24 protein-coding genes and 1 pseudogene are annotated in these 21,781 nt (G+C 70.6%); 14 read left to right on the forward strand and 11 right to left on the reverse strand.

Features of this window, described 5'->3' with window-relative positions; translation table 11 throughout:
• The 6 genes and pseudogenes from ACFE64_RS10425 to rplA all read left to right on the forward strand — a co-directional run.
• Nucleotides 1-150 (forward strand): annotated as a pseudogene (locus tag ACFE64_RS10425) (transcription termination/antitermination protein NusG); the annotation flags it as partial.
• Between the two features lie 209 nt (nt 151-359).
• Complete coding sequence (locus ACFE64_RS10430; protein WP_375392396.1) at nt 360-3,044, forward strand: TonB-dependent receptor plug domain-containing protein; 2,685 nt, start codon at nt 360-362, stop codon at nt 3,042-3,044.
• A 62-nt stretch (nt 3,045-3,106) separates the two neighbouring features.
• Complete coding sequence (locus ACFE64_RS10435; protein ID WP_375392397.1) at nt 3,107-3,649, forward strand: GNAT family N-acetyltransferase; 543 nt, start codon at nt 3,107-3,109, stop codon at nt 3,647-3,649.
• A 36-nt stretch (nt 3,650-3,685) separates the two neighbouring features.
• Entirely contained in the window at nt 3,686-4,057 is a 372-nt protein-coding gene (locus ACFE64_RS10440; RefSeq protein ID WP_375392398.1) for a tRNA-binding protein, read from the forward strand.
• Between the two features lie 149 nt (nt 4,058-4,206).
• Nucleotides 4,207-4,638: a 50S ribosomal protein L11 gene (gene rplK, locus ACFE64_RS10445; RefSeq protein ID WP_375392399.1), complete on the forward strand. Its 432-nt coding sequence runs from the start codon at nt 4,207-4,209 to the stop codon at nt 4,636-4,638.
• Nucleotides 4,639-4,642: 4 nt separating this feature from the next.
• Complete coding sequence (rplA, locus tag ACFE64_RS10450; protein WP_375392400.1) at nt 4,643-5,332, forward strand: 50S ribosomal protein L1; 690 nt, start codon at nt 4,643-4,645, stop codon at nt 5,330-5,332.
• Between the two features lie 130 nt (nt 5,333-5,462).
• On the opposite strand, the gene ACFE64_RS10455 is transcribed toward rplA, so the two are convergent.
• From ACFE64_RS10455 to ACFE64_RS10465, 3 genes are read right to left on the reverse strand one after another with little or no spacing between them, the layout of a single operon-like run.
• Nucleotides 5,463-6,278, reverse strand: coding sequence for a phosphotransferase enzyme family protein (locus tag ACFE64_RS10455; RefSeq protein ID WP_375392418.1), 816 nt, complete (start codon nt 6,276-6,278; stop codon nt 5,463-5,465).
• Complete coding sequence (locus ACFE64_RS10460; protein WP_375392401.1) at nt 6,275-7,129, reverse strand: oxidoreductase; 855 nt, start codon at nt 7,127-7,129, stop codon at nt 6,275-6,277. The genes ACFE64_RS10455 and ACFE64_RS10460 overlap by 4 nt, the downstream gene beginning before the upstream one ends.
• Before the next feature lie 55 nt (nt 7,130-7,184).
• Nucleotides 7,185-7,928 (reverse strand): hypothetical protein, encoded by a 744-nt coding sequence (locus ACFE64_RS10465; RefSeq protein ID WP_375392419.1) that lies wholly within the window; start codon nt 7,926-7,928, stop codon nt 7,185-7,187.
• A gap of 123 nt (nt 7,929-8,051) precedes the next feature.
• Here ACFE64_RS10465 and ACFE64_RS10470 point away from each other — a divergent pair, with 123 nt between their 5' ends.
• Nucleotides 8,052-8,522, forward strand: a complete 471-nt coding sequence (locus ACFE64_RS10470) for a DUF3617 domain-containing protein (RefSeq protein WP_375392402.1) — start codon at nt 8,052-8,054, stop codon at nt 8,520-8,522.
• On the opposite strand, the gene ACFE64_RS10475 is transcribed toward ACFE64_RS10470, so the two are convergent.
• Complete coding sequence (locus ACFE64_RS10475) at nt 8,500-8,820, reverse strand: hypothetical protein (protein ID WP_375392403.1); 321 nt, start codon at nt 8,818-8,820, stop codon at nt 8,500-8,502. The genes ACFE64_RS10470 and ACFE64_RS10475 overlap by 23 nt on opposite strands.
• A gap of 96 nt (nt 8,821-8,916) precedes the next feature.
• Nucleotides 8,917-11,037 carry a prolyl oligopeptidase family protein gene (locus ACFE64_RS10480; RefSeq protein WP_375392404.1) on the reverse strand — a complete coding sequence of 707 codons (2,121 nt, stop codon included), beginning with the start codon at nt 11,035-11,037 and terminating at the stop codon, nt 8,917-8,919.
• Nucleotides 11,038-11,240: 203 nt separating this feature from the next.
• On the opposite strand from ACFE64_RS10480, the gene ACFE64_RS10485 reads away from it, so the two are divergent.
• Entirely contained in the window at nt 11,241-12,653 is a 1,413-nt protein-coding gene (locus ACFE64_RS10485; RefSeq protein ID WP_375392405.1) for an MFS transporter, read from the forward strand.
• Nucleotides 12,654-12,690: 37 nt separating this feature from the next.
• Here ACFE64_RS10485 and ACFE64_RS10490 read toward each other — a convergent pair whose 3' ends face one another.
• Nucleotides 12,691-14,397 carry a DUF885 domain-containing protein gene (locus ACFE64_RS10490; protein WP_375392406.1) on the reverse strand — a complete coding sequence of 569 codons (1,707 nt, stop codon included), beginning with the start codon at nt 14,395-14,397 and terminating at the stop codon, nt 12,691-12,693.
• Nucleotides 14,398-14,511: 114 nt separating this feature from the next.
• Between ACFE64_RS10490 and ACFE64_RS10495 the strand changes: the two genes are divergently transcribed.
• Nucleotides 14,512-15,336 (forward strand): alpha/beta fold hydrolase, encoded by an 825-nt coding sequence (locus ACFE64_RS10495; RefSeq protein WP_375392407.1) that lies wholly within the window; start codon nt 14,512-14,514, stop codon nt 15,334-15,336.
• A gap of 34 nt (nt 15,337-15,370) precedes the next feature.
• Here ACFE64_RS10495 and ACFE64_RS10500 read toward each other — a convergent pair whose 3' ends face one another.
• Complete coding sequence (locus tag ACFE64_RS10500; protein WP_375392408.1) at nt 15,371-15,685, reverse strand: septum formation initiator family protein; 315 nt, start codon at nt 15,683-15,685, stop codon at nt 15,371-15,373.
• A 32-nt stretch (nt 15,686-15,717) separates the two neighbouring features.
• Entirely contained in the window at nt 15,718-16,998 is a 1,281-nt protein-coding gene (eno, locus tag ACFE64_RS10505; RefSeq protein ID WP_375392409.1) for a phosphopyruvate hydratase, read from the reverse strand.
• A gap of 130 nt (nt 16,999-17,128) precedes the next feature.
• Between eno and ACFE64_RS10510 the strand changes: the two genes are divergently transcribed.
• From ACFE64_RS10510 to ACFE64_RS10530, 5 genes are all read left to right on the forward strand, one after another.
• Entirely contained in the window at nt 17,129-17,656 is a 528-nt protein-coding gene (locus ACFE64_RS10510) for a hypothetical protein (RefSeq protein WP_375392410.1), read from the forward strand.
• On the forward strand, nt 17,640-17,981 hold the full coding sequence (locus ACFE64_RS10515; RefSeq protein WP_375392411.1) for a phage holin family protein: 342 nt from the start codon (nt 17,640-17,642) through the stop codon (nt 17,979-17,981). Before ACFE64_RS10510 ends, ACFE64_RS10515 begins: the two co-directional genes overlap by 17 nt.
• A complete protein-coding gene (locus ACFE64_RS10520) occupies nt 17,978-18,280 on the forward strand; it encodes a phosphatase (protein ID WP_375392412.1) in 303 nt (100 codons plus the stop codon). The genes ACFE64_RS10515 and ACFE64_RS10520 overlap by 4 nt, the downstream gene beginning before the upstream one ends.
• Nucleotides 18,273-18,710, forward strand: a complete 438-nt coding sequence (locus tag ACFE64_RS10525) for a hypothetical protein (RefSeq protein WP_375392413.1) — start codon at nt 18,273-18,275, stop codon at nt 18,708-18,710. The genes ACFE64_RS10520 and ACFE64_RS10525 overlap by 8 nt, the downstream gene beginning before the upstream one ends.
• A 79-nt stretch (nt 18,711-18,789) precedes the next feature.
• Nucleotides 18,790-19,008 carry a DUF4170 domain-containing protein gene (locus ACFE64_RS10530; RefSeq protein ID WP_375392414.1) on the forward strand — a complete coding sequence of 73 codons (219 nt, stop codon included), beginning with the start codon at nt 18,790-18,792 and terminating at the stop codon, nt 19,006-19,008.
• Between the two features lie 263 nt (nt 19,009-19,271).
• On the opposite strand, the gene ACFE64_RS10535 is transcribed toward ACFE64_RS10530, so the two are convergent.
• From ACFE64_RS10535 to ACFE64_RS10545, 3 genes are all read right to left on the reverse strand, one after another.
• The gene (locus ACFE64_RS10535) at nt 19,272-19,895 is read right to left on the reverse strand and encodes a rhomboid family intramembrane serine protease (RefSeq protein WP_375392415.1); all 624 of its coding nucleotides are present in this window, start codon (nt 19,893-19,895) and stop codon (nt 19,272-19,274) included.
• A gap of 28 nt (nt 19,896-19,923) precedes the next feature.
• Complete coding sequence (gene greA / locus ACFE64_RS10540) at nt 19,924-20,400, reverse strand: transcription elongation factor GreA (RefSeq protein WP_375392416.1); 477 nt, start codon at nt 20,398-20,400, stop codon at nt 19,924-19,926.
• A gap of 74 nt (nt 20,401-20,474) precedes the next feature.
• Nucleotides 20,475-21,781 (reverse strand): ATP-grasp domain-containing protein (locus tag ACFE64_RS10545; RefSeq protein ID WP_375392417.1); only part of this gene is annotated, 1,307 nt, incomplete at its 5' end.

A 21,781-nucleotide genomic window follows, 5' to 3' on the forward strand; every position in this document is an offset into this window, starting at 1 on the left:
GTCAAGGTGCTGGAGGGCCCGTTCGCGAGCTTCAACGGCACGGTGGAGGAGCTCGACTTCGACAAGGCCAAGGTGAAGGTGTCGGTGAGCATCTTCGGCCGCGCGACGCCGGTCGAGCTGGACTTCGAGCAGGTCGAGCGCTCGAAATAATCGCGGGCGGGCGGGTTCGGCCCACTGTTGCCGGAACGCCACGGCCGCCGCGGAACCGTTCCCGCCATGTTGCGCCGCGGCGCAAAACATGTCTCACTATGTGACAAGGATGTGACGCGACGACCGCGGACGCATCAGCGTCGCCGGCGTGAGCACGGCGGGTGGAGGGGCGGACGGAAGGCAGGGCTTTGTTTCGGAGGGGAAGGCGCATGTTGCTGAAGTCGCTCACGTCCACCATGGCGCTCGCCGCCGCGCTTGCGAGCACGGCGGCCTACGCCCAGTCATCGGCCGCGCCGACGTCGCCCTCGGCCGACGCGCCGCAGCAGACCGCGCCCGCCGACGGGCCGGTCGCCGCGACGCCGACCGCGCAGGACCACAGCACCGACGTCGTCGTGATCGGCACGCGCCGGACCGACCGGACGCTGACCAACTCGCCGTCCCCGGTCGACGTGATCGGGTCCGCCGAGCTGCAGGCGCAGCCGACCGCCAACCTGATCGACTCGGTCAAGAACATCATCCCGTCCTTCTTCGTCGGGCAGAACACCATCTCCGACGCGTCCAGCTTCGTCCGCTCGCCCTCGCTGCGCGGGCTGCCGGGCGACGAGGTGCTGGTGATGCTGAACGGCAAGCGCTACAACCGCTCGTCGCTGGTCCAGGTCTACACCGGCGGCGACACCGGCCTGTCGTTCGGCGCGCAGGCGCCCGACATCTCGGCCATCCCCTCGATCGCGGTCAACAACCTGCAGGTGCTGCGCGACGGCGCGACCGCGCAGTACGGCTCGGACGCGATCGGCGGCGTGCTCAACTTCGCCCTGCGCCAGGATGCCGGGCTGGAGCTGCAGGGCCGCTACGGCCGATATTATGACGGCGACGGCGACGCCCGCCAGATCGCCGGCGACGTCGGCTTCAAGCTGGGCGGGCGCGGCTTCATCAACGTCGCGGGCGAGTATAACGACGATCTCGGCACCAGCCGCGGCCACCAGCCCGCCGGCGCCGCCTATTTCGCCCAGGCCAATCCCGCGCTCGCCAGTCAACTTCCCAACTATCCGGAGCCGGCCCAGATCTGGGGCAGCTCGCCGACCCATGGCTGGAAGGCGGTGGTCAACGCCGGCCTCGACGTGACCGAGAACACGCAGCTCTATGCGTTCGCCAATTTCGCCTACACGAAGACCGACGAGAGCTTCAACTATCGCCGGCCCATCGCCTTCGCCGGGGTGCCGATCTCCACCGGCGCCACGCTCACCACCACCAACATCAGCCGCAACGGTTCGTACAACCCCGTCTATCTGACGGCCTGTCCCGCCGGGAACGGGACCTGCCCGACGGGCGGCTTCGTGATCGACGCCAACACCTTCTCGGCCGCCAACCTCTACCCGGCCGGCTTCACGCCGCGCTTCGTCGGCGTGACGCGCGAGGCGTATGGCGTGGTCGGCTACAAGGGCAAGCTGGACAACGGGCTGACCTTCGACATCTCGGGAACGCTCAGCCGCCACTCGCTGCGGCTGTCGATGTATGACTCGCTCAGCCCATCCTACGGCCCGCAGACCCAGACGAGCTTTCAGTTCGGCGAGTTCATCCAGAAGGAGGGCGACGGCAACATCGACCTGACCTACCCGCTGGAGGTCGGCTTCGCGAGCCCGATCACCATCTCGGGCGGCGGCGAGTATCGCAAGGAGACGTTCGAGCTGACCCCGGGCGACGCGCAGTCCTACGGCGCGGGACCGTACGCGATCGCCCAGCCGCTCTACACGCAGACGGCGCCCGGCGTGTTCGTCAGGAACGGCTCTTCCGCTGCGCAATCGCCGGCCGCGAGCGGCTATGGCGGCACCAGCCCGGCGCTCTCGGGCTCGTTCAGCCAGGAGAGCGAAGCCGCCTATCTCGGCGCCGAGACCGACATCGTCACGGCGCTGACGGTCGGCGTGATGGGCCGTTACGAGCATTACAGCGATTTCGGCAGCACGGTGGTGGGCAAGGCCAACGCACTGTTCAAGGCGACGCCGTGGCTCTCGATCCGCGGCACCGTCGGCACCGGCTTCCACGCGCCGACGCCCGGCCAGTCGCACGACGCGGTGGTCACCACCAGCTTCCTGGCGGGCTACCAGGTGCAGCAGGGCACCTATCCCGTCGACAATGCCGCGGCGCTGTTCTTCGGCTCCGGCCCGCTCAAGCCCGAAAAGGCGACCAACTGGGGCGCCGGCCTGGTCCTCACCCCGGCGCGGGCGCTGACGGTGACGACCGACTATTACAACATCAAGGTGCGCGACCGCATCTACCTGTCGCAGTCCTTCCCCGTGACGGCGGCCAACGTCGCGGCCAGCCCCGCGCTCGCCACGGTCGGCGCGGGCGGCACGGTGCAGTATTTCACCAACGCGCTCGATACGCTTACCCAGGGCCTCGACGTGGTGGGGTCCTACCGCCTCACCTTGGCGGAAGCGGCGGTGAACCTGACGCTGGCCTATAACTATAATCAGAGCTCCGTGTCCCGGCGCAACGCGGCGCAGGTGTCGGATGCGCAGGTCGCCGACATCAATCATCTCGCGCCCAACCACCGCGCCAATTTCGCGGTCGCCTGGTCGCTGCGCGGACTGACGATCAATGGCCGCGAGAATTATTACGGCTCTTGGCGGGACGAAGTCGATTATCCCGGCCAGCTGTTCCGATCGAAGTTCACGACCGACCTCGACATCAGCTACACCTTCATGGACCATTACACGCTGACGGTCGGCTCCAACAACTTCTTCGACATGCGACCGGACAAGATCGCGGCGTCGGCATCCAACCCGATCTACACGGTCAACCAGGCGCTGCTCGACGGCTCGGTCTATCCGCGCATCGGTGGTCCGTTCGGGTTCAACGGCGGCTTCTACTATGCCCGTCTGCGCGTGAAATACTGAGCGTCGGCGGGGGAGGGCGATCACCCTCCCCCGCCCCGCGTCACGCGATCATGGACCTGGTCATGACCGCCCCGCTTACCCACCGCCCGGCCGACCTCGACGATCTCGCCGCGCTCCATGACCTGATGCGGCGCGCCATCGACACGCTGCAGGACGGTTTCCTCACGCCCGCGCAGGTGCGCGCGAGCCGCCATGTCATGGGGCTCGACACCCAGCTCGTCCGTGACGGCACCTATCTGGTCGTCCTGGACGGCAACACGATCGTCGGCTGCGGCGGCTGGAGCTATCGCGCGACGCTGTTCGGCGGCGACGCCAGCATCGTCGTCCGCGCGCCCGATCCACTCGATCCCGCGACCGACGCGGCGCGCGTGCGCGCCATGTACACCAGCCCCGATCACGCGCGACGCGGTATCGGCCGGATGGTGCTGGGGCAATGCGAGGCGGCGGCGCGCGCCTACGGGTTCCGGCGCGCCGAGCTGATGGCGACGCTCGCCGGCGAGCCGCTCTATCGCGCCTGCGGCTATGTGGCGATCGAGCCGATCCTGTCCGACCCGATCGACGGCGTATCCGTGCCGCTGATCCGGATGGGCAAGCGGCTCGACTGACGAGCGGCGCGCGAACGGCGCAAGGAGACCACGGCCATGCACCTCGTCCACGATCCCGCGGCCGCCGCGGCGGCGCCGATCACCTTTCAGGATTTCCTGCGGGTCGACATCCGCGCCGGCACGATCGTCGAGGCCTCCCCCTTCCCCACGGCGCGCAACCCCTCTTACATCCTGCGCATCGATTTCGGGCCGGGGATCGGCGTGCGCAAGAGCGCGGCGCAGATCACCGAGCGCCATGCGCTCGCCGATCTGGTCGGCCGGCGCGTGCTGGCGGTGGTGAACTTTCCTCCGCGCCAGATCGCCGACATGCGTTCGGAGGTCCTCGTCCTCGGCCTGCCGGACGCGGACGGCGCGGTGGTGCTGGCCGAGGTCGATCCGACCATCCCGGATGGCGCGCGGCTCGCCTGACGCAGGGGTGCGTCGCCTCCCACACGGATTTCCGACATTGAAAACGGAACGCGCTTCGGCTAGGCGGCTGCGCTTCCAACATCGTTGGGAATCGCTGCGGGAGGGCGCTTGCGCCCGTTCGGACCGCTCAACTTGGAACAGAGTGAAACATGGCGAAGAAGATCACAGGCTATATCAAGCTGCAGGTCGCGGCCGGCGCGGCGAACCCGTCGCCGCCGATCGGCCCGGCGCTGGGCCAGCGCGGCGTCAACATCATGGAGTTCTGCAAGGCGTTCAACGCGCAGACCGCCGACCAGGAAAAGGGCACGCCGCTGCCGACGGTAATTACCGTCTATGCGGACCGCTCCTTCTCGTTCGAGACCAAGACGCCGCCCGCGGCCTATCTCCTGAAGAAGGCCGCGAACCTGAAGTCGGGCTCCAAGGAGCCGGGCAAGACGAGCGCGGGCACGATCAGGCGCTCGCAGCTGGCCGAGGTCGCCACCGCGAAGATGAAGGATCTGAACGCGAACGATCTCGACGCGGCGACGAAGATCATCGAAGGCTCCGCTCGCGCGATGGGCCTGCAGGTCGTGGAGGGCTGATCCGATGGCACAGAGCAAGAAGCAGAAGACCTGGACGATCGATCCCGAGCAGCTGCACGGCATCGACGAGGCGATCGGCCTCGCCAAGACCAACGCCAGCGCCAAGTTCGACGAGACCATCGAGGTCGCGCTGAACCTGGGCGTCGATCCCCGCCACGCCGACCAGATGGTGCGCGGCGTCGTCACGCTGCCCAAGGGCACCGGCAAGGACGTCCGCGTCGGCGTGTTCGCGCGCGGCGCGAAGGCGGACGAGGCGCGCGCGGCAGGCGCGGACGTGGTCGGCGCCGAGGACCTGATGGAGACGATCCAGGGCGGCACGATCGAGTTCGACCGCTGCATCGCCACGCCCGACATGATGGGCGTCGTCGGCCGGCTCGGCAAGGTGCTCGGCCCCAAGGGCCTCATGCCCAACCCGCGGCTCGGCACCGTGACCATGAACGTCGCGCAGGCGGTCAAGGACGCCAAGGGCGGCCAGGTGGAGTATCGCGTGGAGAAGGCCGGGATCATCCACTCCGGCATCGGCAAGGCGAGCTTCCCGGCCGAAGACCTGCGCGCGAACTTCGACGCGCTGGTCGGCGCGGTGGTGCGGGCCAAGCCGACGGGCGCAAAGGGCAAGTACGTCAAGAAGATCGCGGTTTCGAGCACGATGGGCCCGGGCATCCGGGTCGACGTGGCCGAGGTCGCGGGCGGCTGAGCCGGAGGCCGGCCCGCGGCGATGCTGCGGGTCGGTTCCGCCCGGACGCAAGCCGAACGGCCGGCGTGGCCGCTACGCGGCGTCCGAGGTCACGCGATGCACTCGCGTGACAGCCTGGCCTGGAGCATCGCTAGGCCGGGAACCCCCTCACCTCCGTCAGATGATGCGCGAGCGCCTCGCGCGCGTCGCCATCCGCCGGCCGCGCCGCGCACCAGGTCGCGACGCAGACGCTGCGCAGCGCGGCGAAACCCGCGATCAGCGCCTGGTCGGCTTCGGTGAAGCGTGGCCAGGCGGAGGAAGGCAGGCAGGCGATGTCGTATTCGGCCGGCCCCAAGCAGGCGTCCTCGCAGTCGACCCAGACCGGGCCTACGCCGCCGAGCAGCAGGTTGCCCGGATGCGCGTCGCCGTGGATGGGCGTCCACGCGTCGGCGCCGCCGGTCGCTGCGCGCAGCCGCGCGAATTGGGCGTTCAGCAACAGGCGGTCGTCGCCCGCGAGCACCGGTACGGCTGTCGGGTCGGCGAGCAGGAGCGCGACGCCGTCGAGCGCATCGGTATAGGGCGGCAGCGCACCGTCATAGCCGGCGAACGCCCGGTGGAGCGCGGCGAGCGTGGCCCCGGCGAGCTCGGCGTCGTCATCGCCGGCGACGCGATCGTGATCGATCCAGGGCCACAGCGTCACGACGCCGTCCGCCAGCTGGTGCGGGCCGGCCTCGGCGAGCGGCGCGGCCACAGGCGCGCCCTGCGCCGCCAGGAACCGCGCGACCGCCAGCTCGCGCGCGGCGGTCACGTCCGACTCCGGGCCAGTCGCCACCCGCAGTATGACCCGCTGCGGCAGCAGGACCAGCGTAGCGCGGTGGCCCGCGTTGAGCAGCTCGACCCGCCCGTCCCCGAGCCCGAGCGCCCGGCAGAGCGCGACGGCGTCGGACGCCAGCCGGTCGGGCGTCAGCGCTCGCCGTCCGGGTAATCGGCGGCCAGCGCCACGGCGCGCAAGCTCTGGATTTCCTCCAGCCGCTCCGTGAGCCTGGCCGTCACCGCGTCGTGGCCGAACTTGCCGAGCACCAGATGGCGCGGCGGCTGGTCGCGCTCCACCGCTTCGATCATCGCCTGGGCCGCGCGGACGGGATCGCCCGCCTGCTGGCCCGAATAGCCGCTGGTCTGCTGCATCCGCGCGGCCGCGGTGTCGGCATAGTCGGCGATGCGGCTGGGGGTCTGCTTCAGCGACCGGCCGGCCCAGTCGGTGCGGAACGGGCCGGGCTCGATGCACGTCACGCCGATGCCGAGCGGCGCGACCTCCGCCTTGAGGCTGTCCGACCAGCCCTCCACCGCATGTTTGGTCGCGGCGTAATAGCCCGACGCGGGAAAGCCGATCAGCCCGCCCACCGAGGTGACGTTGACGATCGCGCCGCTCTTCTGCGCGCGCATCACCGGCAGCACCGCGCGGGTGAGCGCGAACAGGCCGAACACGTTGGCCTCGAACTGCGCGCGGATCGCCGCGTCCTCGCCCTCCTCGACCGAGCTCTGATAGCCGTAGCCGGCGTTGTTCACGAGCGCGTCGATGCGGCCGAAGCGATCGGTGGCGGCCTTCACCGCCGCCTCGATCTGGCCCTGCTCCGCCACGTCGAGATCGACCGCGAGCGCGCGCTCGGGCGCAAGCGCGACGAGATCGGCGACGCGGTCTGCGCCGCGCGCGGTGACGACGGCCCGCCAGCCCCGCGCCAGCACGATGCGGGCGAGCTCACGGCCGAAGCCGGTGGAGCAGCCGGTGATGAACCAGACGGGGTCGGCGGGCAGCGGCATGGCAGGCTCCTGAAGACAGGCCGCCCCAACGAGGCAGCGTCGGGATCGCTCCGCGCTACCGATCGTCCCGGGGCGCGCGGTTGAAGTCGAAGCGGATGCGCACCCAGGCCCCGACCAGTGCCTTGCCGCCGAGCCGCGGCGGGCGCACCTGGAACTGCCACGCCGCCTCGCGCAGCGCCCGCGACAGGCCGAGCCCGGGCGGCGAATCCGCCAGCTGGCGGCAGCTGTCGACATGATAATTGGGCGCGGTGCGGCAGGCGATCGTCGCCCACGCCCCCGCGGGCGCGCCGCCGGGCAGGTAGAGCGCGAGGACGTTGGCCGGCGGCTCGCGATACCATTCGGCGTCGTACAGCCGCGCGCCGCCGGGGCCCTCGCCCGGGCCATAGGGGGCGACGCTGTCCTTGCCGGTATCGCCGTCGCCCTCGCCCGACGGCGCCTTGGCCATCTTGCCGATGTCGCTGTCACCCAGGGCCATCGCCATCATCGGCGGCGCGGCGGCGTTGGGGAGCGGCGCGGGCGGCAGCGGCGGCGGCGGCGCGCGATGCGCCGGAGCGGCGGGCGCGGCCTTGGCGGCGGCGCGCTGTGCCGTGCGGCGGGGCTGCGGCGCGGCGTGCTGGCCTTCGGGGGCGACGTTGAAGGTCTTGAGGCTCTGGCCGCCGAACGGCGGCGGCGGCAGCGCCACGCCGAGCCGGATCAGCAGCAGGATCAGCAGCGCGACGAAGGCGAGCGACAGCGCCAGCGCCGCCGCGCGCCGCCGGGGCGACGTTCCTTGCGCATAGGCGGAACGCTGGAGATACATCGACGCCACGGCGCGCGCCGCCTAGCCGAGGCCCGGTGAACGGACAATGCGCCTGTTTGTCATCTTGGCGCGCGGGACGATCGGCGCTGGTCGATCGTCCCCGAGATGCGCTAATCCGCGGGCATGACCCGCCGCGCGCCGATCGTCGCCCTTCTGCTGCCGCTGGCCGCCGCCGGACCGGCCGGGTTCCGGCCCGGGCTGTGGCAGGTGACGAGCGCGCCGACCGGCGCCAGCCTGGACGGGCGGCCGCTGACCGACCTGCCCTATGCCGGCCCGGCCGGCCCCGGCACCGTGTGCCTGTCGGCCGCCGATGCGCCCGGCCTCGGCTGGGTGACGCGCGATCTCGCGCCGGGCTGCACGATCACGCGCGGCGCGCTCGGCGGTGACGGCAGGGTGGCCGTCACGGCGAGCTGTCCGCCTCAGGCGCCGGGACTGGCGCGCGGGACGGTGCGGCTGACCGGGCGCTGGACGCCGACCGGCTATGACCTGAGGTTCGCGACCACCAACCCGTCCGAGACCGGCGTGATGGGCTTCACCGGCACCATGACCGGCCGGCGCACCGGGGACTGTCCTACCCCGCCTCCACGACCATGATCGTCTCGCCGGCGTAGCGCTCGGCGGCGCGGTCGAACAGCGCGCTGGCGGCAAAGCGGCGCGGCGTGAGGCGGACGGCGCTCAGCCCGGCGAGCTTGAAGGTGCCGAGCTTCACTTCCTTGGGCGGCTTGCCCTCCCGCTCCAGCGTCACCGCGTCGACGTGCAGGTCGCCGTGGCGGGTGTAGAGGATGTGCGGCGCCAGCGTCACGGCGACCCGGTTGTAGGTCGCCGCGACCGCCTGCCGCTTGACGATCGCCTCCAGGAACAGGGGCGTGGCGGGGTCCGGAGCGGTGGCCATGCGCCTCTCCTAGCGCTCTGCTGCATTGCAACAACCCCATCCGTCGCACGCGGTTCCGCGAACGAGCAGACAGGAACAGGATCACCGGCGCCGGCGCTATCTTCCCGCCGCCGCGCCGCCGCCGGCCGGGCCCATCAGCTTCTGGCTGAAATAGACCATCTGCATCGCCGCCAGGCGCGCGCCCTGCTCGATGTCCGCGTCGCCGGAGTGGCCGCCGGCGGTGTCCTCGTAGAACAGATAGGGCAGCCCGTATTCCTTCATCCGCGCGGCGAACTTGCGCGCGTGCTGCGGGCCGACGCGGTCGTCCTTGGTGGTGGTCCAGATATAGGGCTCGGGATAGGCGACGCCCTTTTTCAGGTTCTGGTAGGGCGAGATGGTCTGCAGGAACGCCTTTTCCTGGGGGTTCGCGACCGAACCATATTCGTCCACCCACGACGCGCCCGCCGCGATCTGCTCGTAGCGGATCATGTCGAGCAGCGGCACCTGGATCACCACCGCCCTCCACAAATCGGGATGCTGGTTGAACTCGACGCCCATCAGCAGCCCGCCGTTGGAGCCGCCATAGATGCCCAGCCTGGCCGGGCTGGTGATCCGCCGCGCGATCAGGTCCTTCGCGACGCTCGCGAAGTCGTCATAGATCACCTGCCGATGCAGCTTGCGCCCGGCGTCGTGCCAGGCCGGGCCGAACTCGCCGCCGCCGCGGATATTGGCGAGCACATAGGCGCCGCCGCGCTCCAGCCACAGCTTGCCGGTCGAGCCCGAATAGGCGGGCGTCATCGGCAGCTCGAAGCCGCCATAGGCGGTCATGATCGTCGGCGTCGTGCCGTCGAGCGGCAGCCCCTGCCGGTGGACGACGAAATACGGCACCTTCGTCCCGTCGGTCGACGTCGCCTGGAACTGCTCGACCACCAGCCCCGTCGCATCGAACTTGGGCGGCAGCTGCTTGACCGGCCGCGGCGGCGTGGTCGCCCTGGCGTCCAGCGCATAGAGCGTGGTCGGCGTCAGGAAGCCGGTGACCGCCAGATAGGCATGGTCGCTGCGGTCGGTCGCCGAGACGACGCCGACGCTGGTCTTGTCGGCCACCGGCACCGGCCGCGCCGTCCAGCCGCCGCTCCCGTGCGTATAGACGAAGGCGCGGCCGTTGACCTCGTCGAGCATCGTCACGAGCAGCGTGTCGCGCGTCGCCGCCGCGCCGCTCAGCGACTGGCGCGGGCCCGGCGCGACGATCACGGTCGGGTTCAGCACGCCGCGTTCGACCTCCGCCAGCGGCGCCGAGGCGATCGCGCCGGCGGGCACCCTGCCCCAGGGATCGCTGGTCTCGAACACCATCAGCCCGTCGATCAGCCCCACCGGCCGCGTGCGCGCGGGCACGTCCAGCTTCACCGGGCCCTTGGGCGTGAGCAGCAGCGTTTCCTGGCCGAAGAACGTAACGCCGCGGGTGATGACCACCGCACGGTTGCCCTTGGCGTCGGTCAGCACGGTGGCGCCGGTCGAGACCTGATCCGTCGCCGCCCCGCGGAAGACCTCGGTCGCCTGGTCGAGCGGCTGGCCGCGCTTCACCCGCTTGAGCACGAACGGATAGCCGGACGCGGTCGTCGTCCCCGCCCCCCAGTCGCGCGAGACCAGCAGCGTGTCCTGGTCGAGCCAGTCCGCGTCCTGCTTCGAGCGCGGGAGCAAGAAGCCGTTCGGCACGAACTGCCCCGTCGCCAGATCGAACTCGCGATAAGTCACCGCGTCCTCGCCGCCCTCCGACAGCGCGACGAGGCACAGCCGCTCCTCGGGCCGGAGGCAGCTCGCACCCTTCCACACCCACTGCTTCCCCTCGGCCTGGCCGAGCGCGTCGAGATCGAGCGCCGTCGTCCAGTTGGGCTGCGGGTTCGCGTAATCGGCTTCGGTCGTCCACCGCCACAACCCGTGGGGATGCTCGGCGTCGCGCCAGAAATTATAGAGGCGGCCGAAGCGCTGGTCGGGATTGGGGATGCGGTCCTTGGCGGCGGCGATCGCCAGCGCCTCCTGGTAGAAGGTCGGATAGCGCGGATCGCCCTGCAGGCGCTTGAGCGTCGGCGCATTCTCCTGCGCCACCCAGGCGAGCGGCCTGGCGCCGTCCTTGTCCTCCAGCCAGAGATAGGGATCGTTCGTGGTCATCGCCGCCGTCTGCGCGACGGCGGAGGTTCCGACAAGCAATGTCAGGCCGAGCAAGCCGGTGATCCACCGCATATATTTCCTCCCGTGTCACCCCGGCCCCGTCGACGCCGCCTGTCGGCGTCGCTCAGGACAGGCTTGTGCCGGCGTCCACCGGCGAGCAAAGCTCGACGCCATGGTTGTGTGCGACAGTGGATGCCGCGACAACCCTCCCTGGCCTTTCCAACGACGTTTACGTCGTCGGAACCTTGGGCCATGTCGCCGGCATGATGGATTAGATGACGGATAACCGCCCCTTCACCCCCGGTCTCCCCACCCCGCGCCGCTACGTCGCGATCGCGGCCATGTCGTTCGGCTCGGCGCTGGTCATCATCGACAGCGGCGTCGCCAACGTCGCGCTGCCCACCATCGCGCGCGACCTGCACGTCGATCACGCATCCGTGGTGTCGATCGTCACCATCTATCAGGTGACGCTGGTCATGCTGCTCCTCCCCTTCGCCGGTCTGGGCGAGCGGATCGGGCTGAAACGCACCTACCAGGGCGGCCAGGCGGTCTTCACGATCGCGACGCTGCTCTGCTTCTTCGCCAAGAGCCTGCCCTTCCTGCTCATCGTGCGCGCGGTGCAGGCGATGGGTGCGGCGGGCGTGCTGTCGGTCGCCTCGGCGCTGATCCGGCAGATCTATCCGTCGACACAGCTCGGGCGTGGCCTCGCCGTCAATTCGGTGGTGGTGACCAGCTCCGCGGCCGCCGCGCCGACCATCGGCGGGCTGGTGCTGTCGGTCGCGCCCTGGCCCTGGGTGTTCGCCAGCGCGGTGCCGTTCGCGGTGCTCAGCCTCGCCTTCGGCCGCGCCATCCCGAACCCGCAGCCGCGCCACGCGCATTTCGACCTGGTCGGCGCCATCCTGTGCATGGCGATGTTCGGGCTGGTGATCGGCGGGCTGGAGAGCTTCGTCCATGGCGACAGCCCGGTGGTGTCGGCGGCGATCACGATCGTCGGCGTCGTCATCGGCGTCTATTTCGTCCGTCGCGAGCTCGGCGCGGAGGCGCCGATCCTGCCGGTCGACCTGCTCGCGCAGCCGGTGATCGGGCTGTCGGCGCTGGGCGGCTTCATCGCCTTCACCGCCTCGATGACGCTGCTGATCTCGACGCCCTTCCGGCTGCAGGCGCTGGGCTTCTCGGCGGCGACGATCGGCGCGTGCATCGCGCCGTGGCCGATGACCAACATGATCGTCGCGCCGCTGGCGGGCTATCTGTCGGATCGCATCCCGGCCGGGCTGCTCGGCGGCATCGGCATGTGCATCTCGGTCGTGGCGCTGCTGCTGCTCGGCACGATGCCGGCGCACCCCAGCTATTTCGACGTGGCGTGGCGCATGGCGCTGTGCGGCTCGGGGTTCGGCAGCTACCTGCCGCCCAACGCCCGGCTGCTGGTCGGCTCCGCCCCGCGTGAGCGCGCCGCGGCGGCGGGTGGGCTGGTCTCGACGGTGCGCCTGACGGGGCAGACGACCGGTGCGACGCTGGTCGCCGCGCTGCTGGCGCTCGGCGTCGGCGCGGGGCGGACACCGCCGTTCGTCGCCGCGGGCTTCGCGCTGGTCGCGGGCCTGTGCAGCATCGCGCGCCTGCGCCCCGCGATCCGCAACCCGAGCCTGGCGGAAACGCGCGACGACGTGCCCGTCATGCGGCAGACGCGGTAGATTTCACTCCTTCCCGGGACGGGGAGGATTTGAAGGGTCAGAACACCGCCTGCGGCGTCGGCTCGTCCATCATCGCCTGGCGCACCAGCGGGATCGGCGGGCCGCCATAGCTCAGGAACCGGTCGTGGAAGGCCTTCCACCCCGCCCGGCCGCCGCGCGTCGCCGTCCAGTCGTCGCGCAGCTTGCGGATCATCAGCTTGCCGAGCGTGTAGCTGAGATATTGCGGATCATAGGTGCCGCGCGCCGCCTGCTGGCGCGCCGTGCCTTCGTCCTGATAGCATTGCTCGACGAACAGGCGCCGCGACTGGTCCAGCGTCATGCCCTGCGTGTGCAGCCCGATCGCCGACAGGAAGCGGCAGTCGCGCAGCAGCGCCTCGGAGAGCTGGCCGACATGCACCTCGGCGCTGCCGTTCCCCAGCCCGGCGTCCCACATCATCTCCTCGGCATAATGCGCCCAGCCCTCGGCATAGGCATAGCCGACGTTCAGCCGGCCGAAGAGCGAGGGCGAACGGTTGGCGTGCAGGAACTGGACGAAATGCCCCGGCATCACCTCGTGGACGGTGGTGAACAGCAGGTTGCCATAGCCGGGAACGAAGGCGTCCTGCGTCGCCTTGTCCCAGGCCGGGTCGGGCGGCGCGATATAATAGACCGACGGCACGCCCTTATCGAACGGCCCCGGCGGATCGATATAGGCGGAGTTCTGCCGGTTATAGGCGGGCGCCTCCTCCACCAGCGCCTGCTCGGTGCCGGGGACCGTGACGATATCGTGGGCGGCGACGAACCGGCGCAGCGTCGGCACCATTGTGCGCGCCGCCGCCACCGGGCCGCCGTCCGCCTTGTGCTCGCCCATCTGCGCGGTGCAGGCGAGGATGCTCTTGCCGGGCGCGAAGCTGGCGCAGGCCTGCCGGAGCGCCGCCTGGTTGCGCTGGAGGTCGGCGCGGCCGATCGCCTCCAGCCGCGCGAGCGGGGTGTCGACGCCCTCGATCTCCGCCAGCATCCGCGAGAAGCGCGCCGGGCCGAGCGCGAAATCCTGCGTCGCCCCCGCCTTCTGCGCGGTGATCCACGTCGCCAGCGCGCGCATCGCCGCGGAGGCGCGGCCCGCCGCCGCCTTCAGCGCCGCCTGCCCGGCCGGGTCCTTGACGTCGGCGAAGGCCTGGACGGCGTTGTCGCCGTAGAAGTCCGCAAAGCCGGTGAAGGCGGCCGCGCCGTAATCGACGAAGCTCGCCGGCATCGGCGTGCGCAGGTTCGCCCGGATCTGCGCCGCCGCGGCGGGCACGTTGCGGAACATCGCGGTCAGCGCCCGCATCCGCACCGCCGGCGGCGCATAGGTGCGCGCGAGATAGACGTTGGGATCAAGCCCGCCGCCGACATACCAGGCCGGGTTGGCGTGCGGGAAGTCGGCGTCGACCAGCAGGAACAGCTTGCCGCGCGCGACATGGAGCAGATAGTCGCGCTCGAACCGGTCGGCGCCCGTCAGCGTCGTGAACCGCTCGGCGCGCGCGATCGATTCGCGCAGGAACGCCGCCTGCCGCGCCAGCCCCGCCGCGCTCCAGTCAGGCAGCCGCCCGTCGAAATCATGCCGGCCCTGATAGACCGCGTTCGACGGATCGAGCCGGAACCACTGCTCGATATAGCCGTCGCGGAACGCCGCCCAGCCCGGTGCATGGGCGACCGCCTTGGGCGGCGGCGCCGCCCCGATCATCGACAGGCTGGCGAGGGCGAGCGCGGCGGCGGCGATCTTCATGCAAGGCTCCGGCTGAGGACAGAAGCTGTGTGGCGTACCGCGCGCCCGGACGCCAGCGGGAACGCCGGTGCGGGGCGGGCCGTTACGTTCCTGCAATCCCGACGGAGCCCCCCGATGCCCTATGTGAAGACGCGCGACGGAACCGACCTGTACGTCAAGGACTGGGGCGAGGGCCGGCCGGTCGTGCTGACCCATGGCTGGCCGCTGTCCGCCGACATGTGGGATCCCCAGATGATGGCGCTCGCCGAGGCCGGTTTTCGCGCGATCGCCTATGACCGGCGCGGCTTCGGACGCTCGGGCCAGCCCTGGGGCGGCTATGATTACGACACGTTCGCCGACGACCTCGCCGACGTGATCGCGGCGGCGGGCGCGGACGATGCGACGATCGTCGGCTTCTCGATGGGTGGCGGCGAGGTCGCGCGCTACATGAGCCGGCACGAGGGCAAGGGCGTGGTCGCGGCCGGGCTGATCTCGTCCGTCGTGCCCTACATGCTCAAGGACGACAGCAATCCCGACGGCGTGCCCGCCGAGCAGATCGAGCAGATCAAGGACGGCATCCGGCAGGATCGGTTCAGCTTCTTCCGCGACACGTTCGCGCCGCAGTTCTTCGGCGTCGGCTACGTGACCAGCCCGGTCAGCGACGATGTGCTCGACTGGGCGACGCGCACCGCCACCCTGGCGAGCCTCAAGGCGACGCTCGCCTGCGTCGACGCATTCGCCAAGACCGATTTCCGCCCCGACCTGCCCGCCTTCCGCGTGCCGACGCTGATCGTCCACGGCACCGGCGACGAGACCGTGCCGATCGACACCTCCGCCCGCGCCGCCGCCAAGGGCATCGCGGGCTCGCAGCTGGTCGAATATGACGGCGAGCCGCACGGGCTCAATGTGACGGCCAGCGACCGGCTGACCAGGGACCTGCTGACGTTCCTGGGGCGGTGACCCTGCTCCCCTCCCGCCCGCGGAAGGGGCGACGTCATTTCAGCGGCACGACCACTTCGTCCGGCCGCACGACGTTGAGCTCCTTGCGCGTCATCTCGTCGACCATGTCGGGGTTGGCGTGGTCGGGGTCGAGCAGCGCGACGCGGTTGCGCAGCACCGTGCGGCGCTGATCGAGGGCGGCATAGTCGCGCTCGCGCCTGGCGAGCTGGCGCTGGTAGTCGCCATAGGCGAGCATCCCGTTCGGCCCCAGCACCGCATAGGCGCCGAACAACGCGATCAGCACCAGCGCCACCGCCGGCAGCGCGGCGCGGCGCAGCGTGCGCTGCAGTTGCGAGCCCTTCCTGGTCATGCGCGCCACCTTCGCCGTCTCCGCCCCCCCGATCAAGCCCCGATCAGCACATTGCGCCCCGCATAGCGCGCGGCGCCGCCCAGCTCCTCCTCGATGCGGATCAGCTGGTTGTATTTCGCCAGCCGGTCCGAGCGCGCCAGCCCGCCGGTCTTGATCTGCCCGCAATTGGTGGCGACCGCCAGATCGGCGATGGTCGCGTCTTCCGTCTCGCCCGAACGGTGGCTCATTACCGCCGTGTAGCCTGCGCGGTTGGCGGTCGAAACGGCGTCCAGCGTCTCGGACAGCGTGCCGATCTGGTTGACCTTGATGAGGATCGAATTGGCGAGCCCGTCGCTGATCCCCTGGGTGAGCCGATTCGTATTGGTCACGAACAGGTCGTCGCCGACCAGCTGCACCTTGTGGCCGAGCAGGTCGGTCAGCGCCTTCCAGCCGACCATGTCGTCCTCGGCGGCGCCGTCCTCGATCGAGTAGATCGGGTATTTGCCCGCGAGCTCGCCATAATAGGCCGCCATCTCGGCGGGGCCGAGCACCCGCCCCTCCCCGTCGAGATGATAGGCGCCGTCGCGGAAGAACTCGGTCGAGGCCGGGTCGAGCGCCAGCATCACGTCCTCGCCCGGCCGGTAGCCCGCCGCCTCGATCGCGCCCATGATGAAGTCCAGCGCTTCGCTGGCACTTTCGAGGTTGGGCGCGAACCCGCCCTCGTCGCCGACCGCCGTCGCATGCCCCGCATCGTGGAGCCGCTGCTTGAGCGTGTGATAGATTTCGGAACCGTAGCGCACCGCCTCGGCCAGCGTCGGCGCGCCGACGGGCGCGATCATGAACTCCTGGAAGTCGATCGGATTGTCGGCATGGACGCCGCCGTTGATGATGTTCATCATCGGCACCGGCAGCACCTGCGCGGCGACGCCGCCGACATAGCGGTAGAGCGGCAGCCCGCGCGCATCGGCGGCCGCCTTCGCCGCCGCGAGGCTGACGCCCAGGATCGCGTTCGCGCCCAGCCGGCTCTTGTTCTGCGTCCCGTCGAGCGCGATCAGCCGCGCGTCGAGGTCCGCCTGATCCTCCGCGTCCTCGCCGACCAGCGCCGCGGCGATCTCGCCGTTGACCGCCGCGACCGCCTGGTCGACGCCCTTGCCGCCCCAGCGCGCCTTGTCGCCGTCGCGCTTCTCGACCGCCTCGTGCGCGCCGGTCGACGCGCCGGACGGCACCGCGGCGCGGCCGAAGCTGCCGTCCTCCAGCAGCATGTCGACCTCCACCGTCGGATTGCCGCGGCTGTCGAGGATGGTGCGGGCGGTGACGTCGATGATCGCGGTCAAGGCTGGGCTCCGTGTGGTGGCAGCCGCGCTCCTATCGTCCGCGTCCGGCCGGGGCAAATCGACGGCGGAATGCGCGGAACATCCGCCGCCGCATCCCCGTTTCAGCGTATGCGTAACGAAGGAGCCTGTCATGGCCGACACCGATAACCCCACCGCCAAGCCCGCGGGCGACGCCGACCACACGCCGCCTGCCGATACCGCATTCCAGCCGGCCGCGCCGCTGAAGGATGCAGGCGTGGAGTTCGATCCCGCGCCGGCCGGCGGCGTCACCCGCGGCAACGCGCAGGGCGTCCGTCAGCAGCTGACCGACGGCGCGACCAAGCTGCAGGGCCAGGCGGGCGACAAGGTCCGCGAGTTCGCCGATCTCGGCAAGGAGCGCGCGGCCGGCGCGCTGGACCAGCTCGCGACCATGCTCACCGACGCCGCCGGCCAGGTCGACGCCAAGCTCGGCGCACAATATGGCGGCTATGCCCGCAACGCGGCGGAGGCCGTGCAGGGCTTTTCGGGCCGCGTGAAGGGGGCCGATGTCGACGAGCTGATCGATCAGGGTCGCGAACTGGTGCGCAAGAGCCCGGGCGTGGCGATCGGCGCAGCGGCCGCGATCGGCTTCGTCCTGGCCCGTCTGGTCCAGTCGGGCATCGATGCCGATCGGGCCTGATCCCGTCGACGACGGCGTCGCCACGCTCGTCCACCGTGCCGTCGAGGACGCGCGCGAACTGGCGCGGGCGGAGGTGGCGCTCGCCAAGGCCAAGCTTGGCGAGCGCGCGACGGCCTACAAGTCGGCGGCCATCTTCTTCGTCGTGGCGGGCGTGCTGGCGTTGGCGGCGCTGGTGGCGTTGCTCGTCGGGCTGATCCTGTCGATCGCGACGCTGCTCGGCCCGGGTTGGGCGACCGCCATCGTCGTCGGCGCGACGCTGCTGATCGCGCTGGTGCTCGGGCTGATCGGCAGCGCCAGGCTCGCACCGCCCAAGGTGGCGCGATGAGCGAGATCGACATCGAGGCCGCCGAGCGTCGCGAGCTGGAGGCGCGCGCGCGCCTGCTCGCCACGCTGCACGAGCTGCAGGCGAAACTGAACCTCAAGGCGCTCACCCGCCAGCTCAGCCGGCGCGTCGCCGACGCGGGCGAGTCCGCTGCGCGCACCGGCGTGGACGCCGCCCGCCGCAACCCGGCGCCCCTTGCGGGCGCGGCGGCGATCGGGTTGGCGTTTCTCGCCCGCCACCGCATCGCCGGACTGTTCCGACGCAAGCACGACCATTCAGCCAAGGACGACGAACATGCCTGACGCCCATCGCAACGGCTCCACTCACGGCGATCAGCGCCGTTCCGACCCGACGCCGCCCAGCCCCATCGAGCGCGCGCGCGGCGCAGCTTCCGATACCGCCCGGCGCACCGTGGAAGGGATCGAGTCCAATCCGCTCGGCATTCTCGTCGGCGGGCTGGCAGTGGGCGCGCTCGCCGGCGCGCTGATCCCGCGGTCGGCCAAGGAGAAGGAGCTGCTCGCCCCCGTGGGCAAGCGGATCGGCGAGAGCGCCCGCGCCGCCGCAAAGGCCGCGCGCGAGGCCGGCCAGAGCGAGCTGGAAAGCCGGGGCCTCACCGCCGATGCGGGGCGCGATCAGGTCAAGACGTTGCTCGGCGGCTTCGCCAAGGCGCTTTCCACCGCCGGTGCGGCCGGGGCGAAGGCGGCTACCGATACGGCCACCGACAGGAGCTGACCCGAGCTTGGCCCCGCCCGCAATGGGGCGGGGGCAAAGGGGTTCAACAGACGACGGACCGGCGCTAGGAGCCCGACGCATGAGCAAGCTCCACCTCGTCTTCGGCGGTCGCGTCAGCGACCCCCGCAGCCTCGACTTCACGGATCCCGCCGCGCTGGAGGTGGTCGGCATCTTCCCGGACTATGCCAGCGCCGAAAAGGCCTGGCGCGCCGCTGCGCAACGCACCGTGGACGACGCGGAGATGCGCTATGTGGTGGTCCACCTGCACCGGCTGCTGGAGCCGGACATGGCCGGCTGACGACCATCCGTCGTCATACCGGGCTTGCGTCGGTGGGCGATGTCGAGGTCAATGTCGCTTCCCCGGCAAAGGCCCGGGGCCAGTTGCGAACGGTCCGATACTTGGCCCCCCGGCCTACGCCGGGGAAGCAGGCGCGTTCCGCGTGGCAGCGGCAGCTACCGACGCGGCAGTGTGGCCATCGCCGGCCGGCCCGTCCTTACGAACGTGGATGCCGGCTCAAGGCCGGCATGACGGATGGTTGCGTTTCGAAGATCGCCCCGGCCTCAAGCCCGCCGCCAGCGCCACATCAGCAGCGGCCGCGCCAGCGCCAGCCCCGCCAGGAAGCCGCCGATGTGCGCCGCGATCGCGATCGTCGTCCCCGCCGGCTCGGCGGCGCCGATCAGCAGCTGGACGCCGACCCAGCCCGCCGCCAGCCAGGCGACATGCATGACGCCGGCGGGCACCGGCCCCAGCGCCTGCGCGCGGCGCTCGCCGAACAGCATCGCATAGGCACCCACCACCGCCGAAATCGCCCCGCTCGCGCCGATCATCGGCACCACCGACGCAGGGCCGGTCAGCCATTGCCCTGCGGCGGCGGCATAGGCACCCAGCGCATAGAGGATCAGCATGCCGCCCTCGCCCAGCGCGCGCTCCGCCTCGCGTCCGCAAAAGCCCAGCATGACCACGTTGAACAGCAGATGCGCCCAGCCGCCATGCACCAGCGTGGCGCTGAGCGGTGTCAGCAGCCAGGGAAGCCACAGCCCCGCCACCTCGTGCCCGATCCGCGCCGGGAGGAAGCCCGCCTCGACCGACCAATAGGGCAGCGCGCCCGACAGCAGGATCAGCACCGACGCGGCGATCGTCAGCAAGCAGAGCGACGTCGTCGCCCGCGCGTCCGCCCAGCGCATCCCGATCAGCCGCCCGTATACGCGCGCGTCAGATGAACGCGACCTTGGACACGACATACCAGCGGTCGCCCGACGGCACCGTCACCTCCACCTCATCGTCTACCCTGCGCCCGATCAATGCCCTGCCCAGCGGCGAATTGTAGCTGATGCGGCCGGTCTTGGCGTCCGCCTCGGTCTGGCCGACGATCTGGTAGGTGATCGGCTTGTCGTCCTCGTCGAGCAGCGTCACGGTCGCGCCGAACACCACCTTGTCGCCCGACAGCTCGGTCGGATCGATGATCTGGGCGCGACTGAGCTTGTCCTCTATGTCGGCGATCGACGCCTCCACCTGGCCCTGGCGCTCCTTGGCGGCATGGTATTCGGCATTCTCCGACAGGTCGCCGTGCGCGCGCGCCTCCTCGATCGCATCGACGATCTGCGGGCGCTCCACTTTCAGACGCTTCAGATCCCGGCTGAGCCTGTCATAGCCCTCCTGGAGCATCGGCATCTTCTCGACCGTGGCCATCATTATCCCCAAACAATCTGCCCCCGCGCGGCTTCAGGAGGAGCCGCCCGCACCCGTAACGACGATGTCGGGGGTCAATCGTGCGAGCGGGAATGATAGGACTGGAGCGGACGCACTTCAAGGTGCCGCCCCGTCCCGCCCTGTGCCCCCGCGGCGATCGCGCGCGCGGCTTCGACCGCGGCGGAAGCGGTGGTGAAATAGGGGATGCGGGCGGCGAGCGCGGCGACGCGGATCGGCTGCGAATCCTTCAGGCTCTGCCAGCCTTCGGTGGTGTTGATGATGAGCGCGACGCCGCCGTCCTTGATCCGGTCGACGATGTGCGGGCGGCCCTGCGCCACCTTGTTGACCGTCTCGACCGGCAGCCCGGCGCGGCGCAGATGATCGGCGGTGCCGCCGGTCGCGACGATCGCGAAACCCTGGTCGACGAGCACGCCGGCGGCGGTGACGATCAACGCCTTGTCGCCATCCTTGACGCTGACGAACACCGTGCCCGTTTCGGGCAGCACCGTTCCTGCGCCGAGCTGCGCCTTGCCGAACGCGGTGGTGAAATCGCGCGCGATCCCCATGACTTCGCCGGTGCTCTTCATCTCGGGCGAAAGCACCGGATCAACGCCGGGGAAGCGATTGAACGGGAACACCGCCTCCTTGACGGCGACATGATCGATCCGCCGGTCGATCGTCGGCAGGTCGCGCAGCTTCTCGCCGGCCATCACCCGCGCCGCGATCTTGGCGATGGGCGCGCCGATCGCCTTGGCGACGAAGGGCACGGTGCGCGATGCGCGCGGATTGACCTCGATGAGGTAGACCACGCCGTCCTTGATCGCGAACTGGATGTTCATCAGGCCGACGACGCCCAGCGCATGGGCGAGCAGCACCGTCTGTCGCTCGATCTCCGCAATCGTCTCGTCCGACAGCGAGTAGGGCGGGATGGAGCAGGCGCTGTCGCCCGAATGGACGCCCGCCTCCTCGATGTGCTGGAGCACGCCGGCGACCACCACGTCCTCACCGTCGCAGATCGCGTCGACATCCACCTCGATCGCATCGCGCAGATACTGGTCGATCAGCACCGGCGCGTCGCCCGACACCTGCACCGCCGTCTGGATATAATGATCGAGCTGTTGCGGCCCGTCGACCACCTCCATCGCGCGGCCGCCGAGCACGTAGCTGGGGCGCATCAGCACCGGGTAGCCGATCCGCGCGGCCGCCGCGATCGCCTCGTCGCGGCTGCGCGCGAGGCCGTTGGCGGGCTGGCGGAGCGCCAGCTTGCCGACCAGCGCCGCGAACCGCTCGCGATCCTCGGCCAGGTCGATCGCGTCGGGCGAGGTACCCAGGATCGGGATGCCCGCCTTCTCCAGCGCGCGCGCGAGGTTGAGCGGCGTCT

The organism is uncultured Sphingomonas sp. (genome assembly GCF_964250165.1).
Classification (GTDB): Bacteria; Pseudomonadota; Alphaproteobacteria; order Sphingomonadales; family Sphingomonadaceae; genus Sphingomonas.

What these genes read in the sequence shown, in the direction of transcription:
- ACFE64_RS10430 (WP_375392396.1), top strand. Translation starts at nt 360, where the DNA reads ATGTTGCTGAAGTCGCTCACGTCCACCATGGCGCTCGCCGCCGCGCTT.
- ACFE64_RS10435 (WP_375392397.1), top strand. Translation starts at nt 3,107, where the DNA reads ATGACCGCCCCGCTTACCCACCGCCCGGCCGACCTCGACGATCTCGCC.
- ACFE64_RS10440 (WP_375392398.1), top strand. Translation starts at nt 3,686, where the DNA reads ATGCACCTCGTCCACGATCCCGCGGCCGCCGCGGCGGCGCCGATCACC.
- rplK (WP_375392399.1), top strand. Translation starts at nt 4,207, where the DNA reads ATGGCGAAGAAGATCACAGGCTATATCAAGCTGCAGGTCGCGGCCGGC.
- rplA (WP_375392400.1), top strand. Translation starts at nt 4,643, where the DNA reads ATGGCACAGAGCAAGAAGCAGAAGACCTGGACGATCGATCCCGAGCAG.
- ACFE64_RS10460 (WP_375392401.1), bottom strand. Translation starts at nt 7,129, where the DNA reads ATGCCGCTGCCCGCCGACCCCGTCTGGTTCATCACCGGCTGCTCCACC.
- ACFE64_RS10465 (WP_375392419.1), bottom strand. Translation starts at nt 7,928, where the DNA reads ATGTATCTCCAGCGTTCCGCCTATGCGCAAGGAACGTCGCCCCGGCGG.
- ACFE64_RS10470 (WP_375392402.1), top strand. Translation starts at nt 8,052, where the DNA reads ATGACCCGCCGCGCGCCGATCGTCGCCCTTCTGCTGCCGCTGGCCGCC.
- ACFE64_RS10475 (WP_375392403.1), bottom strand. Translation starts at nt 8,820, where the DNA reads ATGGCCACCGCTCCGGACCCCGCCACGCCCCTGTTCCTGGAGGCGATC.
- ACFE64_RS10480 (WP_375392404.1), bottom strand. Translation starts at nt 11,037, where the DNA reads ATGCGGTGGATCACCGGCTTGCTCGGCCTGACATTGCTTGTCGGAACC.
- ACFE64_RS10485 (WP_375392405.1), top strand. Translation starts at nt 11,241, where the DNA reads ATGACGGATAACCGCCCCTTCACCCCCGGTCTCCCCACCCCGCGCCGC.
- ACFE64_RS10490 (WP_375392406.1), bottom strand. Translation starts at nt 14,397, where the DNA reads ATGAAGATCGCCGCCGCCGCGCTCGCCCTCGCCAGCCTGTCGATGATC.
- ACFE64_RS10495 (WP_375392407.1), top strand. Translation starts at nt 14,512, where the DNA reads ATGCCCTATGTGAAGACGCGCGACGGAACCGACCTGTACGTCAAGGAC.
- ACFE64_RS10500 (WP_375392408.1), bottom strand. Translation starts at nt 15,685, where the DNA reads ATGACCAGGAAGGGCTCGCAACTGCAGCGCACGCTGCGCCGCGCCGCG.
- ACFE64_RS10510 (WP_375392410.1), top strand. Translation starts at nt 17,129, where the DNA reads ATGGCCGACACCGATAACCCCACCGCCAAGCCCGCGGGCGACGCCGAC.
- ACFE64_RS10515 (WP_375392411.1), top strand. Translation starts at nt 17,640, where the DNA reads ATGCCGATCGGGCCTGATCCCGTCGACGACGGCGTCGCCACGCTCGTC.
- ACFE64_RS10520 (WP_375392412.1), top strand. Translation starts at nt 17,978, where the DNA reads ATGAGCGAGATCGACATCGAGGCCGCCGAGCGTCGCGAGCTGGAGGCG.
- ACFE64_RS10525 (WP_375392413.1), top strand. Translation starts at nt 18,273, where the DNA reads ATGCCTGACGCCCATCGCAACGGCTCCACTCACGGCGATCAGCGCCGT.
- ACFE64_RS10530 (WP_375392414.1), top strand. Translation starts at nt 18,790, where the DNA reads ATGAGCAAGCTCCACCTCGTCTTCGGCGGTCGCGTCAGCGACCCCCGC.
- ACFE64_RS10535 (WP_375392415.1), bottom strand. Translation starts at nt 19,895, where the DNA reads ATGCGCTGGGCGGACGCGCGGGCGACGACGTCGCTCTGCTTGCTGACG.
- greA (WP_375392416.1), bottom strand. Translation starts at nt 20,400, where the DNA reads ATGGCCACGGTCGAGAAGATGCCGATGCTCCAGGAGGGCTATGACAGG.